We start from the raw sequence: 14,982 nt of genomic DNA on the forward strand, positions 1-14,982 counted from the left end.
CCTCCCTTCGCGTTTTCATAGCTTAGGGTTGTGATCCCGTCCATTGATACTCTTCAAAATACTGATGATGAAAATTATTGATGCAGCTATTGACTCTCGAACATAAATAGAACAAAAAAGAAACATAACGAGTAAGGAGCGCGTAAATGACCGATATCATTCGAGACGTTGCAGCATTCACCTCCATCGTCATGTTTGTCGCCAGCTTTTCCCTCATCATGATGGCGATGTGAAACTTATCCTCACGGGTGTCGCGATGCGCCCGTGAATCATGAAGTCAACTTATGGACTTTATCGTCCGCTATGCCGAAAATGCAGCCGATTCATTTGGGCATGCGGAAAGGCATATGATGGCGGATATGATGAACAGCGGCGCAGCGGGTGCGCCGGTCGGAGATACGCCGGAATTCGTGCATCTTCGCGTCCATTCCGCATATTCTCTGCTCGAAGGCGCATTGCCGCTAAAGAAGATCCTCGCCAAGGCGGCGGGCGACAATCAGCCGGCCATCGCCATCACCGATACCAACAACCTTTTCATCGCGCTGGAGTTTTCCCAGAAGGCGATGGATGAGGGCCTGCAGCCGATCATCGGCTGCCAGGTGTCGATCGACATGGAAGATAGTGTCGAGGGCGAAAAGCGCGGCCCGCAACAGGCGCTCGCCAAGCTGCCGTCCATCGTGTTGCTCGCCGCTACGGAGCGGGGCTATGAGCGGCTGGTCGATCTCGTGAGCCGCGCCTATCTGGGCGGCGAAGGCAATCAGGCTGTCCATATCACAGCCTCCTGGCTGAAGGAAATCGGCACGGACGGTATGATCGCGCTGACCGGTTCGCTTGGCGGTCCGGTCGATATGGCGTTGAAGGAAGGCCACGCGCCGCAGGCGCTGTCGCGTCTGCTGACGCTCAAGGACCTGTTCGGTGATCGGCTTTATGTCGAATTGCAACGTCACGGCACGTATGATCGTCGCCACGAACAGAAGATGATCGCGCTCGCCTATGAGCATGAATTGCCGCTGGTCGCGACCAACGAGGCCTTCTTCCCGACGCGTGAGGATTATGAGGCCCACGACGCCCTCATGGCGGTCGCCCACAATGCCATCGTTTCGGACGACACTCGTTTTCGCCTGACACCGGATCACTATTTGAAGAGCCGCGCCGATATGGCGAAGCTGTTCGCCAATCTGCCGGAAGCCTTGGAGAACACCGTCGAGATCGCCCGGCGCTGTTCCTTCGTCCTGAAGACACGCAAGCCGATCCTGCCGCGCTTCACCGGCGCCACTGACGATCCGGAGGAGGCCGAACGCGCCGAGGCGGCGGAGCTGCGCGCCCAGGCGGTCGAAGGTCTCGATCGGCGTCTCTCCTCGCTCGGCATGGCGGCCGGCTATGCGGAGAAGGACTATCGCGAGCGGCTGGAGTTCGAGCTCAGCGTCATCGAGCGCATGAAATTCCCCGGCTACTTTCTGATCGTCGCGGACTTCATCAAATGGGCCAAACAGCATGATATTCCGGTCGGCCCGGGCCGCGGTTCGGGCGCGGGCTCACTCGTTGCCTATGCGCTGACGATTACCGACGTCGATCCGCTGCGTTTCTCGCTGCTGTTCGAGCGCTTCCTCAATCCGTCGCGCGTCTCGATGCCGGACTTCGACATCGACTTCTGCCAGGATCGTCGCGAAGAGGTGATCCGCTATGTCCAGGCCAAATACGGCCGTGAGCAGGTGGCGCAGATCATCACCTTCGGTTCGCTTCAGGCGCGCGCCGCCCTTCGCGACGTTGGGCGCGTGCTGGAAATGCCCTACGGCCAGGTGGACAAGATCTGCAAGCTGGTGCCGAACAACCCCGCCAATCCGACCCCGCTCAGCAAGGCGATCGAGGAGGAACCACGTCTGCAGGAGGAGGCCGACAAGGAACCGGTCGTTGCCCGTCTGCTCGATATCGCCCAGAAGATCGAGGGCCTTTATCGCCATGCCTCGACACACGCCGCCGGCATCGTCATCGGCGATCGGCCGCTGTCGAAGCTGGTGCCGATGTATCGAGACCCGCGCTCCGACATGCCGGTCACCCAGTTCAACATGAAGTGGGTGGAACAGGCCGGCCTGGTCAAGTTCGACTTCCTCGGCCTGAAGACGCTGACGGTTCTAAAGACAGCCGTCGATTTCGTCGCCAAGCGCGGCATTACACTTGATCTCGCCAGCATTCCGCTCGACGACAAGAAGACTTACGACATGCTCTCGCGCGGTGAGACGGTCGGCGTGTTCCAGGTGGAAAGTGCGGGCATGCGCAAGGCGCTGATCGGCATGCGCCCGGACTGCATCGAGGACATCATCGCGCTGGTCGCCCTCTATCGTCCGGGCCCGATGGAAAACATACCGGTCTACAATGCCCGCAAACACGGCGAGGAAGAGATCGAATCGATCCATCCGACGATCGATTATCTGCTGAAGGAGACGCAGGGCGTTATCGTCTATCAGGAGCAGGTGATGCAGATCGCCCAGGTCCTGTCTGGTTACTCGCTCGGCGAGGCCGATCTTCTGCGCCGTGCCATGGGCAAGAAGATCAAGGCCGAGATGGACCAGCAGCGCGAACGCTTCGTCGATGGCGCTGTCAAGAACGGCGTATCGAAGGGGCAGGCGGACGTTATTTTCGACCTGCTCGCCAAGTTCGCGAACTACGGCTTCAACAAGTCGCACGCCGCGGCCTATGCCATCGTCTCCTACCAGACCGCCTATATGAAGGCGCATTATCCGGTGGAGTTCCTCGCCGCCTCGATGACACTCGATATGGCGAATACCGAAAAGGTCAACGACTTCCGCCAGGACGCCAAGCGCCTCGGCATCGAAGTCATCGCGCCATCGATCCAGACCTCGTTCCGCCATTTCGAAACGGGCGACAACCGGATCTACTATGCGCTGGCCGCCATCAAGGGCGTTGGCGAATCCGCCGTCGACCATATTGTCGAGGTGCGCGGCGACCAGCCTTTTGCCGGCATCGAGGATTTCTGCCTGCGCATCGATCCGAAGCAGATCAATCGCCGGGTGCTGGAAAGCCTGATCTCCGCGGGCGCCTTCGATTGCTTCGATATCGACCGCGCGCAACTGATCGGTGGACTGGACCGGGTCATGGGCTATGCGCAGGTCGCGCAGGAAAACAAGCGAAGTGGTCAGTCCGATATGTTCGGAAGCGCTGCCTCGGGACCTGAGAAGATCTCATTCCCGCCTTTCACCCCCTGGCTCGCCTCGGAGCGGCTGCTACGCGAATTCCAGGTGCTCGGCTTCTACCTCACGGCCCATCCGCTCGACACTTACAAGAACGTCCTGAACAAGATGCGCGTGCAGACCTTTGCCGATTTTTCGGCGGCGGTGAAGCAGGGGGCCAGCAACGGTCGCTTGGCTGGCACCGTGATTTCCAAGCAGGAGCGCAAGACGCGCACCGGCAACAAGATGGGCATCTTCGTCTTCTCCGATGCCTCCGGCCAGTTCGAAGCCGTGCTGTTTTCGGAAGTGCTCAATCAGTATCGCGACGTGCTGGAAGTCGGCAAATCCTTCGTCATCACCGCACAGGCGGACGAGCGGCCGGAAGGCATCAGTCTGCGCCTACAGACGGCGCAGTCGCTGGAGGAAAAGTCGCTGCAGATGCAGAAGGCGCTGCGTGTCTATGTCCGCGATTCCGGCCCGCTGAAAGCAGTCGCCGCGCACCTCAATGCCAAGGGCGACGGCCTGGTCTCCTTCATCGTCATCAAGGAGGAGGGCAAGCGCGAGGTGGAGGTGGCGCTGCCGGAGAAATACCGCATCACGCCGGAGATTGCAGCCGCGCTACGCACCGCGCCCGGCGTGATCGACGTCGAGCTGGTCTAAAGTAATTCCAGGAAAAGTGCGCAGCGGTTTTCCGTCCGGAATTGCGAGAGAACAAAAGGACAGAGCGGTTCTGAGATTCCGTGAAACGCTAGCCGCTCTAGCCGTTTTTCCCAAGGGCGCCGCGATTGGTGATGGTGATGAAATCGGTCCCGTCGCCGGTTTCCGGGCCGATGCCGGTGTCGGAAATCGTCAGCGACGAACCTGCCGTCAGCAGATCCTCGATCTTGCGCCTGACGTCATCGGGTATGGTGATGCGGTCGAGCGCGCGGTCGGCGGCGTCGAGCGATTCTGCCTGCGCCTCGCTGGTGATGCCGAAGCGCTTCTTCGCCTCCTTGGAAAGATCGTCTTCCAGCGTCACGCCGAACCAGTCGGCCTTGCCGTTCACCTTGTCGATCGTATGGGCGGTGAAGAAATGCGTGCCAAGGGCTTCCTGTGGCTCGGCGATGATGGCGGGAGCTTCGAACAGCGGTTTGAAATTCTGCCGAACCATGATTTCGCCGTTCGGCGGTACGCCCTTACCGGCGACCTCATAGACCGCCTTCATCAGCGCCGGGCTCACCAGTCCGCCCGATGTCGTGATGTTGTGGGCTTTCTTGAAATCCGCGATCGCCTGTACCGTCGCCGGTCCAAGCATGCCGTCCGGCGTGCCGGTAACAAAGCCCATATCGTTCAAGATGCCCTGCAGATCGCGGACATTTTCCCGCAGACCTCGGCGGGTGAGGAGAATGCCAAGCGGCGCCTGATCGGCGGTGGGCACTGCCCGTACGGCCTCTGGTATGGGCAGAGCGGCGACATCGTTCGTGGCGACTTGCACCGGCTCCGCCTGCGGCAGAAAGCCGGTCGTCGTCGGGCGCAGTTCGAGATCGGAGAACAGAGCGGCGGCGGGTGCGGCTTCAGGTTGAAACAACATGGTATGTTGGAAAGGCTGCGGCACCAGCGGCCGGTCGGCGATAACGACATGCACGCCGCGTTCGGTCATCTGGTAGAGCATCTTGGCGAAGGCCTTGGGCATGCGCACGCAGCCGTGTGAGGCCGGATAAATCGGCACCGAATTGGATTCGTGCAGGGCGATACCAGACCAGGTCAGCCGCTGCATGAAGGGCATCGGCGACGCCGAATAGAGATTGGACTCGTGATAGACCTCCTTCTCCAGAATGGAGAAGATGCCGCTCGGTGTCGTATGGCCGCGCTTGCCGGTCGAAACCTTCGATGTCGCCACCACCTGGTCGCCGTCATAGACGGCAAGCGATTGCCGGTCCTTCGATACGACGATCTGTAATGTGCGGGCATCCTCCGCGAAGGCGGGATGAACAAGGGCCGTGGCCGACAGCAGGCCAAGCCCGAAAAAGAAACGCGACTTCATATACACATACCAAAACGCAATACTCGTATGGCCACAGGTTAGACTTCGAAGTTTAAGGAAGACTTGAAGCGGAGCCGCCCACCGGAATTGCTTTTTTCCCGCTTCAAAGGCTTGTCCGATAGGCGCAATTGCGACCGGAAGTATTTTATGTAAATCTTAAATTGTAGGATGCGGAGCCGGGCGGGCGTCGACATGCATGTGGACGTGATCGAAAAGCTGGAAGATCTGCAGGGGCTGAAAGACGACTGGGATCGGATCTATGAGATCGACCCGGAGGCGCATTGTTTTTTATCCTGGACCTGGATGTCGAGCTGGTTCGCCTCTCGTGCGCTCCCTTGGCTCGTGCTGGCGGCAAAGCAAGATGAGGGCGGCGCCTATGTGGCTTTCTTCCCGATCCAGCTCGGTACCGGGCTCGACCGGAGCAACGGTTTCTACAATACCGTCGTCATGGGCGGCTCCTATTTTGCCTCCTATACGGGTATTCTCTGCGATCCGGCCTATGCCAATGCCGCTGTCTCAGCCTTTGGCGATCGGATTCGCGCCTTTCATTGGCGCAGCCTGCATCTCGACGACATCGATCGATCGTCTGCGCGCATCGGGGCCTTCCTCGAGCGTTTCCCGCCGGCGGATTTTGTCGGCGACAGAGTCAAGCGCCCGGCACAGATTTCGGATGCGGCCGAAAGGATTGATCCGGAGATCTACGTCCATGTGACGCTGCCTGCCGATTTCGATTCGTTCCTTCGTGAGAAACTGCATTGGCGTGCACGCCGCAATATCCGCCATTGCTTGCACAAGCTGGAGGGTTCGGCGGCACTGCGGATAACGCATGGCGACGCCGCAACCATCGAAGAGGATCTGGCGACGCTGCTGCGTCTTTGGGAGAAACAATGGGGATGGCGCAATCCCGGCTATATGCGTTATGTTCTCGATAATTCGCGATCGGTTCTGCCGGATTGCTTTCGCAGCGGCGATCTCTTTCTACCGGTTCTCTGGCAAGACGGCGTAGCGATCGCCGCATCCGCCGTCCTTCTGGATCGTCCCAGGAAGAGCCTGATCTGTTTCCTCAGCGCACGTGATGTCTCGATCCGAGATCTGTCCCCAGGCTTGACCCTGCATGCCTATACGATCCGCTGGGCGATAGAGAACGGCTTTCGAATCTATGATCTTGGTGCCGGCAATTATGAGCACAAGTATATTTTCGGCTCCGTCAGCCGGCGCATCGAGCGCTTCCGGATCGACACAAGGACGGGCCGGAACCTCGGTGACCGGCTGGACCCGCATTGCCTCCGTTTCGTGCTTGCCCGTATCAGGAAGCTGTATGCCGCAGGTGATTTGGTCGATGCCGAAATCGGCTGCCGACAGGTTCTTGCTATCGAACCCGCAAATGGTGAGGCGCTGGCACTCTATCGCGAAGTCGTGGCGTCACGCATTCTCTGGCAGGCGATCTCGCCCGATGAAGCTCCAAATATCGGCTCGGACGAGCAAGAAGTCGTCGGCCGCGCCGAGACGGAAAAGCAATGTCGCGCCACCATTGCCGAAACCCCGGGAGATTTCGACGCCGTGCACCGGTTGAGCATATTGCTGCTGCTGCGGGGCGAGGCCAGGGAGGCGGAGGCGGAGATTGAACGGGCGTTGGAGCTGCGTCCTGACTCCGCTGCCGCCCATTGCACCTATGGCAATATCCTCGCCGCGACTAGGGATTTCGAAGGCGCTGTCGTCCGCTATGACCGCGCGATCGCCCTGGAGCCAGGCCATGCGATTGCCTATAACAACAAGGGCAACGCATTGCGCCGCCTGGGTCGTGCCGACGAGGCGCTGGCGAGCTATGAAAAGGCGATTGCGATCAGGCCGAGTTACGAGCAGGCGATTGCCAATCGCGCAGCCCTTTTCGACGAAGAGACGGACATGCTGCCGGCCGTGATTCAGCTCTCGCGCTTGCCGCCGAATGTGTAGCCGGTTTCGACCGTCTTGTTGCCGAATTTTTCCCTGAGCTTGTCCATCGCTGCTTCCGCTGCGGCGCGGCGGGTTGCCTGTTCGTCGATCAGGTCGGGGGGGTCGGCGCGGGCGGCGTCGCAGAGATCGGTGACGCCGATGCCGATCAAGCGGAACTTGGTCCCATCGGTCTCGTGCTCGAGCAATCGCAGGCCGGTACGGAAAATGCGATCGGCAAGCTGGGTGGGGTCTTCCAGACGGCGGTTGCGGGTGCGGCTTTTGAAATCGGCCGTTTTCAGCTTCAACACGACAGTCTGCCCGGCAATGCCGCTGCGTTTCAGGCGGCGCGATACCTTCTCCGCGAGATCGCGCAGGATCGGCACCAGATCGTCATGACGAGAAATATCGTCGAAGAAGGTCGTCTCCGATGACACGCTTTTTGCCGCTTCGTTCGGATGGACCGTGCGATCGTCGATGCCGCGCGACAGGCGGAAGAGCCGCTGGCCGATGACTCCATAGCGGCGCATCAGATCGCCTTCCTCCATGGTCTGCAACTGGCCGATGGTGCGGATGCCGTCACTTTCCAAAGTCGCCGCAAAGGCCTTGCCGACGCCCCAGATGGTGGTCACAGGGCGCGGCTCCAGAAACGATAGCGCCTCTTGCCTCCCGATGACGGAAAAGCCGCGTGGTTTCTGCAGGTCGGAAGCGACCTTGGCGAGGAACTTGCAATAGGAAAGGCCGACCGAAATGGTGATGCCGATCTCGCTTTCGATGCGCTTGGCGAATTTCGCCAGGATACGGGCCGGCGGATCATGGTGCAGGCGCTGCGTGCCCTCAAGCTCCAGAAAGGCCTCGTCGATCGAAAGTGGCTGCACCAGCGGCGTCAGCTCCTGCATGAGTCCGCGCACTTCGCGGCCGACCCGGACATATTTCTCCATGTTCGGGCGGATGACGACCGCCTGCGGGCAGGCCTCCAGCGCCTTGAACATCGGCATGGCCGATCGGACGCCGTGAATGCGGGCGATATAGCAGGCCGTGGACACGACGCCGCGCTTGCCGCCGCCGATGATGACCGGCTTATCGGCCAGTTCCGGATTGTCGCGCTTCTCGATCGAGGCATAGAAGGCATCGCAATCAATATGCGCCAGCGTCAGGCCATAGAGTTCGCGATGATAGACAAGCCGTGGGCTGCCGCAGGCCCGACAGCGCGCGCGTTCTGCCGATTGCTCGCTCAGGCAATCGCGGCAAAAACCGGAAACTTTGTCGGGCGCGCTGGTCATGAAAATAGAACAAAAATTGAACATCGCCACCTTATGTTTTAAGCTTGTGAGTCTCAAGACGGAAAAGAGCGGGGAGGAGATGTTGGAGGAATTGAAAGCGGTGACGGCGGATCGCTGGGGCGATTTCGAAACACTCTTCGGGCCACGCGGCGCCTGTTATGGCTGCTGGTGCACCTATTTGCGCGTTCCGACATCCGAGCGCAAAACGATGGATGGCGGGGCGAAGAAAAAATTCATGCAGGCCCGCGTCTCAGCAGGCCCGCCCCCCGGCCTTCTCGGCTATATCGGTGAGCGCCCGGTTGCCTGGACGCAGGTTGGACCGCGATCGGAACTGCCGCAGTGGAATTCTCCGAAAACCGTCTCACGGCCGCTCGATCCGGAGGATGCCGAAGACAGCTCGGTCTGGGCCGTCAGTTGCTTTTTCATGAATTCGCGCGATCGCGGTAAAGGATACAGCCATCGCATGCTGTCCGAGGCGGTGAACTTCGCCAAGGCCTCTGGTGCACGCATTCTCGAGGGCTGTCCGATCGAACGGACGAAGCAATCGAAATCCGTCGGCCTCTGTGTCGGTTCGCTCCGCATATTCGAGGCGGCTGGCTTTTCCGAAGTCGCCAAACGAAAGGACGGGCGTCCCTTGATGCGCCTTGTTCTCTAATGCCGGCGCGGGCGAACCTAGCGGGCGATATGGGCGCGGATCAATGGCGCTGCCTGAGCCCAATCGTTCGCCTGGGGAATGTCGGCCGCTGCAGCCGGCGCCATGCGATGGACGATCGAGTCCGGCTTCAGGTTGATGAGAAGGCAGCTTGCGAGATGGTCGCGGACCGAATGCAGATTGTGCGCCATATCGTCGACGAAGGCGACGGGCAGGGTGCGCGTGCCGTGCAATGCCTGCACGATCGGTCCCTTCGGCTGCAGCGAGGCGAGCAGCGGATGGGAAAGGCCCAGCCTGTCGAGAAGACGGCGGCGCTGCGCCCAGAACTGCGGCGGCATGGCGGTGAGGAAGACGACATCGGCGTCTTTGGAAAAGCCATCAAGGGTGTCGACGACGCGATCCAACGGTGTCTGCCATTGTTCCTGCGCCTCGAAAAACGCGTCGATCAGACGACGGACCTCCATTTCTTCCAGCGCCTCGCCGCTTGCCTTCGAAATGACGTTGCCGGTCAGCCGGAAGGACCGCGGCAGGAATTCATGGCCTTCTCCATCGAGAAAGAGCAGGAAGGGCGCAAAGAAGTGCAGCACGACATCGTCAACGTCGCAGACGATGAGCGGCCGGTCGCCAAGGCGGACATGCGATGTGTCCAATTCGATCGGGGCATCCATCGTCAATATTCCCCTGAAGAAAGGCCGGGTGGCGAGAAGTGCGCGGATGCGGCGGCAACCGTTTCTGGCGCGATGCCGCTGGCCTGGCAGAATGCAAGCAATGTCGGCTCATGGTTCATCAAAAAATCCAGCATGCCGGCAAGAAAAGCGGGTTCGTTGATGGCGTTGCGCACCTGTGCCGGTTCGACACCGGTCAAGGCCAGGAAGCGGCCGAACATATCCGGCTCATTGGCCAGCCAGCCAAGTACGGCGATCGCGGTTTCCTGTGGATCGGCGGCCGCCTTCTTCGGGTTCTTGAAGTTACTTTGCATTTTGAGCGGTGAGTTACCTATTTTTCAACCAAATGCCGCTAGCGTCGGATTCAAGTATTTCTGGAATCGATTTCTCGCGACGTTATATTTTCATAGAATGGATGCAATACCGGATGCAGGGACAGCTCTCCATGCCTAAGCAGGTGATGATTGTAGAAGACAACGAGCTCAATATGAAGCTCTTTCGCGATCTTATCGAGGCGTCCGGCTATACGACGATCCAGACCCGAAATGGCATGGAAGCGCTTGATCTTGCTCGCAAATATCGCCCGGATCTGATCCTGATGGACATCCAGCTTCCTGAGGTTTCGGGCCTTGAGGTGACGAAGTGGCTGAAAGAGGATGACGATCTGCACGTCATTCCGGTGATCGCGGTGACCGCCTTTGCGATGAAGGGCGACGAGGAGCGAATCCGTCAGGGCGGCTGCGAAGCCTATGTTTCCAAGCCGATCTCCGTGCCGAAATTCATCGAGACCATTAAAACCTATCTGGGCGACGCCTGAGCGCGGGGAAGACTGATGACCGCGCGCATATTGGTGGTTGACGATGTACCCGCTAACGTAAAGCTGCTCGAAGCAAGGCTGCTGGCCGAGTATTTCGACGTGCTGACGGCGGAGGACGGCCTGAAGGCGCTGGCGATCTGCGACAGCACCCAGGTCGATCTCATCCTGCTCGATATCATGATGCCCGGCATGGATGGGTTCGAGGTCTGCGAGCGGCTGAAGTCCGATCCGCGCACCGCGCATATTCCCGTGGTCATGGTCACGGCGCTGGATCAGCCCGCCGACCGCGTGCGCGGCCTTAAGGCCGGTGCCGACGATTTTCTGACCAAGCCGGTAAACGATCTGCAGCTCATTTCGCGGGTCAAAAGCCTGCTGCGCCTGAAGACACTCAGCGACGAGCTGCGCATGCGCAACGAGACGGCGCGCAACTTCGGCATCGACGACCTTCTGCGCATCGGCGAAGGCCGCGCCGACGACAATGGCCATGTGTTGCTGGTCGACGGCCGCGCCAATTCGCAGGAGCGTATCATCCGCGCCCTGAAGCCGATCGCCGAGGTGACCGCAACATCCGATCCGCAGGCGGCCCTATTCGAAGCTGCGGAAAAGCCGTTCGAACTCGTCGTCGTCAATTCGAATTTCGATAATTACGACCCGCTGCGGCTTTGCTCGCAGCTCCGCTCGCTAGAGCGCACGCGCTTCCTGCCGGTGCTGCTGGTGACGGAGCAGGGGGCTGACGAGATGATCGTCCGCGCGCTCGATCTCGGTATCAACGACTATATCGTCCGCCCGCTCGATCCGAACGAGCTGGTAGCGCGCTGCCTGACGCAGATCCGCCGCAAGCGTTACAACGACCGTCTGCGCGCCAGTGTGCAGCATACGATCGAACTCGCCGTCACCGACGCGCTCACCGGGCTCAACAACAGGCGTTATCTCGACAATCACTTGAAGATCCTCTTCAATCGCTCCTTGACGCGTGGACGGCCGCTCTCGGTGCTGATCACCGATATCGATCGCTTCAAGCAGGTGAACGACACCTATGGCCACGACGCCGGTGATGAAGTGCTGAAGGAGTTTGCCGCCCGTATCCGCTCCACCGTACGCGGCGCCGATCTGGCCTGCCGCTATGGCGGAGAGGAATTTGTGGTGGTCATGCCGGATACGTCCCCCGAAGTCGCTGCCGCCGTTGCCGAGCGGCTGCGTGCTGCCGTGGAAACCACGCCGGTTACGCTGCGAGAAACAGGAGCCGTTCTCAATGTCACCGCCTCTTTCGGCATCTCGTCCCGTTTGGAGACGGTCGAAAGCCCCGAGCAGTTGATGAAGCAGGCCGACCGCGCCCTGTATGAGGCCAAAAACGCCGGCCGCAACCGGGTCGTCGCGGCGGCTGCTTGAGCAAGGGTGCCGTCTCGGTCCCTTAATATTCATGGGATTTTGGTAGTTTTGAACAAGGATTAAAAATTTGTAATCTTTGCTCCACAGCAATGACTGCAGATTTCCACAGGAGAATAAGCCGTTATTCTACACCAGTAAGTTCGCAGAATATACTTATTATATTTTGTAGAAGACTGATGTATAGCATGTATTTGTTGTGATATTTTTGCCATAAATGAAGTTGAAATGGAGAAAAGCTATGAGTATTCCATGCATAACGTGGTTCTCACTATGGTATGCAAATGGGCTCAAATATCTGTAATCAGAATCTGCTATGCATGCGATCATTACCTCTTTAATTTTAAGATCTACTCGCTTTCCGATTGTCATTTTTTCAGGCCAACAAAGCTGAATGACGGCAGGAATTTTAACCATTCGGGCAGACAAGAATTTTTTATCATTAAGAATTTGTTGATTTTCTTTCGATTTCGCGCAAATTTAGTCCCGTACAAGCACAGGCCCGCAAGGGCGTGGGAATACCCCATGATGCTCAGGTCCGCCGCATCTCCTGGGTCGTGGGGTCGGTCGGCTGGCAAGCAAATTTAAGCGGTTCCTCGTGCCGTTTTGCAGGCTAGCCGACCCCCAATTCGAAACGCCGCCTTCCAAAGGAAGCGCGGCGTTTTTCTTTGTTAATATCAGAAAGTTGAGTTTTAGGCTTTTCTGTTTTTCCGGTGCCTGCATAAGGTTTTGCACAGAAAAAGAAGGCAGCAAAAATAAAAAAGGCGCTAACCTTACGGTTGCGCCCTTTTGTAATCAGAAGTTTAGGAAACTTACTTGATCTTCGTTTCCTTGAACTCGACATGCTTCTTAGCAATCGGGTCGTACTTCGTCTTCGTCATCTTGTCCGTCATCGTACGGCTGTTCTTCGTCGTGACGTAGAAGAAACCGGTGTCGGCCGTCGACAGCAGCTTGATCTTGATGGTGGTAGCCTTGGCCATGGTCGTCCTGCCTTTAAGAAAAATGAAAGCCGTGGACGGCCAGTGCGGAGGTCCACGGCATATTCTGGCGCGAAACTACAAATCGCGCCCGAAAAGTCAACCCCTGCTGCCCATGAAAAGCAGCCGTATCGCCGAAAGCAGGACGTAAAGTCCAAAGAAAAAGGCGATTGCCCAGGCAAAACCGCTGGGATTGGCGATATCCATGGCTGTTCCGATCGTCGGCGGACCGAGGACCATGCCGACTGCGTAACAGAAAACGAATGCCGCATTGGCGGCGACAAGATCCGCGCCCGTCAGCCGGGTTCCGAGGTGGCTGAGGCCGACCGTATACATCCCGGAAACGCAGCCGCCCCAGAACAGCAGGATAACCGCCAGAAGTATCCAATTCGAAGCCAGCGAGGGCAATAGAAGCGCACCGACCAGTCCGATGGCTGCCATGATCGACAAAAGCGGCCGTTTGTCGCGTAGGCGGTCGGCAAGCAGCCCCAGGGGAATCTGGAAGACGAAGTTGCCGACGCCCATCACGGTCAGCAGCAGCGCGGCTTGTGATTCGTTGAAACCAAGCCGAGTCGCATAGCTGGTAAACAATGATCCGCCGCCGACGGTCACAGCGCCGAACACGAACACGGCGGCGGTCGCCGTTGGCACCAGGAAAACGTAGCGGATAAAGTGCAGCTCGGGCTTTTCGTCGACGATCGGGCTCTCGTTGCGGGCGATGAAGATCGGGATTGTCGCCGCCAGAATAATGCAGGCGCCGATGACGAAGGGCATCAGCCCTTCGCTGCCGACCAGCGAGAAAAGCAGGGGGCCGGCTGCAAAGCCGAGCGAGAAAACCGTGGAATAGAGGCCGAGCACGAAGCCGCGCTTGGAGGGCGGGGAGGCGGCGTTGATCCAGAATTCCGACAGGATGAAGAGGGTGGTGGTCGCTCCATGGAAGATCAGGCGCAGCGGGAACCACAGCAACAGGCTTTCCGCGTAATAGAACCCGAGCGAGCTCAGCGCGGAGAGCACGACAGCCCAGATCATCGTCTGCACCACACCGAATCGGTGGGCGAGCTTCGTGGTGATCAGCGCCGCTATCATCGCGGCGATCCCCATCATTGCCGTGTTGAGCCCGATCAGGCTTGAGGGAATGCCGCGTTTTTCGAGGATGATGCTGAGAAGCGGAAGGCCGAGGCCGATGGCGATGCCGACAGCGGAAACGGACGAAATGGCGGCGACGAGCGAAGGCCAATGAATTTCTTCGACATGGCCGGCCTTGCCGTTCGTCGGTTCAAACATGAATTGATCCTTAGAGCATGTGGCGAACGAATCGTTCGCAACGCGGGAGATAGAAAGGCACGGCACGGCCAAATCCAGGTGACGGGTCGGCTTTCATGGGATCGATCATATCCTCCGCAATGATCCTTTCGACGCCCGGCATGTTCAGACAAGAAATGTCGCCGATGTCAAGCCATTGGAGATCAAGCAATTCCCGCGAATCATGAATATAGGGCGGATCGATACTGGTTCCGTCCGAAGGGAGTAACGGCGTATGCCCGCTCCCGCCGGCCGGCAAGGCTGGTGATATCAGCTCGAGCACATGGTTCACGACCGGCCGTTTCCCCGATCCCATTCTTCGGGACTGTCGTCATGGCCGCCGAAGCCATGCATCCGCAGCGCCCATTGCAGGCCGATGACGCCGCCCTTGATTGGTTGAATTGCCGCCAAGGCGGTGAGCACCGTAATCGGCGCCCAGATGGCGAGATGCGCCCAGATCGGCAGATGAAAGGCCATATCCGTCAGCATGTAGCCGCCGACCACCACATGGCCGAGTACCAGGATGACCAAGTAGGGCGGCAGGTCGTCGGCACGCTGGTGGAACAGCTCCTCCTCGCAGACGGCGCAACGGTCTGCTGGTTTCAGGAACGCCTTGAAGAGCTTTCCCGAGCCGCAATGCGGACAGCGGTTCAGTAAGCCGCGGACAATCGAGCGTCCGAGCGGACGTTCAGCCTCGTCGGGGCCGCCAAAGCGGATGATTGGATCGGACGGGCTGCTCGTCATGAACCTTTCCTTCCTG

At 59.0% G+C, this 14,982-nt stretch carries 12 protein-coding genes; 5 read left to right on the forward strand and 7 right to left on the reverse strand.

Going from position 1 to position 14,982, the window contains the following annotated elements; genetic code table 11:
- Window positions 1-350 precede the first annotated feature (350 nt).
- Window positions 351-3,848, forward strand: a complete 3,498-nt coding sequence (gene dnaE / locus QA648_RS04975; RefSeq protein WP_283051221.1) for a DNA polymerase III subunit alpha — start codon at window positions 351-353, stop codon at window positions 3,846-3,848.
- A gap of 97 nt (window positions 3,849-3,945) precedes the next feature.
- Here the strand turns inward: dnaE and QA648_RS04980 are convergent, their stop codons facing one another.
- Window positions 3,946-5,211: a L,D-transpeptidase family protein gene (locus tag QA648_RS04980; RefSeq protein WP_283049991.1), complete on the reverse strand. Its 1,266-nt coding sequence runs from the start codon at window positions 5,209-5,211 to the stop codon at window positions 3,946-3,948.
- A gap of 192 nt (window positions 5,212-5,403) precedes the next feature.
- On the opposite strand from QA648_RS04980, the gene QA648_RS04985 reads away from it, so the two are divergent.
- Window positions 5,404-7,164: a GNAT family N-acetyltransferase gene (locus QA648_RS04985; RefSeq protein WP_283049993.1), complete on the forward strand. Its 1,761-nt coding sequence runs from the start codon at window positions 5,404-5,406 to the stop codon at window positions 7,162-7,164.
- Here the strand turns inward: QA648_RS04985 and QA648_RS04990 are convergent.
- Entirely contained in the window at window positions 7,134-8,423 is a 1,290-nt protein-coding gene (locus QA648_RS04990) for a DNA polymerase IV (RefSeq protein WP_283049995.1), read from the reverse strand. The genes QA648_RS04985 and QA648_RS04990 overlap by 31 nt on opposite strands.
- Before the next feature lie 79 nt (window positions 8,424-8,502).
- On the opposite strand from QA648_RS04990, the gene QA648_RS04995 reads away from it, so the two are divergent.
- Window positions 8,503-9,078, forward strand: coding sequence for a GNAT family N-acetyltransferase (locus QA648_RS04995; RefSeq protein ID WP_283049996.1), 576 nt, complete (start codon window positions 8,503-8,505; stop codon window positions 9,076-9,078).
- A 17-nt stretch (window positions 9,079-9,095) separates the two neighbouring features.
- Here the strand turns inward: QA648_RS04995 and QA648_RS05000 are convergent, their stop codons facing one another.
- Both QA648_RS05000 and QA648_RS05005 read right to left on the reverse strand, forming a co-directional pair.
- Window positions 9,096-9,743, reverse strand: coding sequence for a hypothetical protein (locus QA648_RS05000; RefSeq protein ID WP_104822704.1), 648 nt, complete (start codon window positions 9,741-9,743; stop codon window positions 9,096-9,098).
- Window positions 9,744-9,745: 2 nt separating this feature from the next.
- Window positions 9,746-10,054: a DUF3572 domain-containing protein gene (locus QA648_RS05005; RefSeq protein WP_283049998.1), complete on the reverse strand. Its 309-nt coding sequence runs from the start codon at window positions 10,052-10,054 to the stop codon at window positions 9,746-9,748.
- Window positions 10,055-10,185: 131 nt separating this feature from the next.
- On the opposite strand from QA648_RS05005, the gene QA648_RS05010 reads away from it, so the two are divergent.
- Complete coding sequence (locus tag QA648_RS05010) at window positions 10,186-10,557, forward strand: response regulator (protein ID WP_007531841.1); 372 nt, start codon at window positions 10,186-10,188, stop codon at window positions 10,555-10,557.
- Window positions 10,558-10,572: 15 nt separating this feature from the next.
- On the forward strand, window positions 10,573-11,946 hold the full coding sequence (locus tag QA648_RS05015; RefSeq protein WP_104822706.1) for a PleD family two-component system response regulator: 1,374 nt from the start codon (window positions 10,573-10,575) through the stop codon (window positions 11,944-11,946).
- An 809-nt stretch (window positions 11,947-12,755) separates the two neighbouring features.
- Here the strand turns inward: QA648_RS05015 and rpmG are convergent.
- The 3 genes from rpmG to QA648_RS05030 form a co-directional block, all read right to left on the reverse strand.
- The gene (gene rpmG, locus QA648_RS05020; protein ID WP_003587245.1) at window positions 12,756-12,923 is read right to left on the reverse strand and encodes a 50S ribosomal protein L33; all 168 of its coding nucleotides are present in this window, start codon (window positions 12,921-12,923) and stop codon (window positions 12,756-12,758) included.
- A 96-nt stretch (window positions 12,924-13,019) separates the two neighbouring features.
- Window positions 13,020-14,204, reverse strand: a complete 1,185-nt coding sequence (locus tag QA648_RS05025; RefSeq protein ID WP_104822708.1) for an MFS transporter — start codon at window positions 14,202-14,204, stop codon at window positions 13,020-13,022.
- Between the two features lie 306 nt (window positions 14,205-14,510).
- On the reverse strand, window positions 14,511-14,966 hold the full coding sequence (locus QA648_RS05030; RefSeq protein WP_283050013.1) for a DUF983 domain-containing protein: 456 nt from the start codon (window positions 14,964-14,966) through the stop codon (window positions 14,511-14,513).
- Between the last annotated feature and the right edge of the window lie 16 nt (window positions 14,967-14,982).

This window comes from Rhizobium sp. CB3171, from assembly GCF_029714265.1.
In the GTDB taxonomy this organism is placed as follows: domain Bacteria; phylum Pseudomonadota; class Alphaproteobacteria; order Rhizobiales; family Rhizobiaceae; genus Rhizobium.

Excerpts from the sequence above, each read along its gene's own strand:
- QA648_RS05005 (WP_283049998.1), bottom strand. The coding sequence starts at position 10,054 with ATGCAAAGTAACTTCAAGAACCCGAAGAAGGCGGCCGCCGATCCACAG.
- QA648_RS04985 (WP_283049993.1), top strand. The coding sequence starts at position 5,404 with ATGCATGTGGACGTGATCGAAAAGCTGGAAGATCTGCAGGGGCTGAAA.
- QA648_RS05000 (WP_104822704.1), bottom strand. The coding sequence starts at position 9,743 with ATGGATGCCCCGATCGAATTGGACACATCGCATGTCCGCCTTGGCGAC.
- QA648_RS04990 (WP_283049995.1), bottom strand. The coding sequence starts at position 8,423 with ATGACCAGCGCGCCCGACAAAGTTTCCGGTTTTTGCCGCGATTGCCTG.
- rpmG (WP_003587245.1), bottom strand. The coding sequence starts at position 12,923 with ATGGCCAAGGCTACCACCATCAAGATCAAGCTGCTGTCGACGGCCGAC.
- dnaE (WP_283051221.1), top strand. The coding sequence starts at position 351 with ATGGCGGATATGATGAACAGCGGCGCAGCGGGTGCGCCGGTCGGAGAT.
- QA648_RS05030 (WP_283050013.1), bottom strand. The coding sequence starts at position 14,966 with ATGACGAGCAGCCCGTCCGATCCAATCATCCGCTTTGGCGGCCCCGAC.
- QA648_RS05010 (WP_007531841.1), top strand. The coding sequence starts at position 10,186 with ATGCCTAAGCAGGTGATGATTGTAGAAGACAACGAGCTCAATATGAAG.
- QA648_RS05015 (WP_104822706.1), top strand. The coding sequence starts at position 10,573 with ATGACCGCGCGCATATTGGTGGTTGACGATGTACCCGCTAACGTAAAG.
- QA648_RS04995 (WP_283049996.1), top strand. The coding sequence starts at position 8,503 with ATGTTGGAGGAATTGAAAGCGGTGACGGCGGATCGCTGGGGCGATTTC.
- QA648_RS04980 (WP_283049991.1), bottom strand. The coding sequence starts at position 5,211 with ATGAAGTCGCGTTTCTTTTTCGGGCTTGGCCTGCTGTCGGCCACGGCC.
- QA648_RS05025 (WP_104822708.1), bottom strand. The coding sequence starts at position 14,204 with ATGTTTGAACCGACGAACGGCAAGGCCGGCCATGTCGAAGAAATTCAT.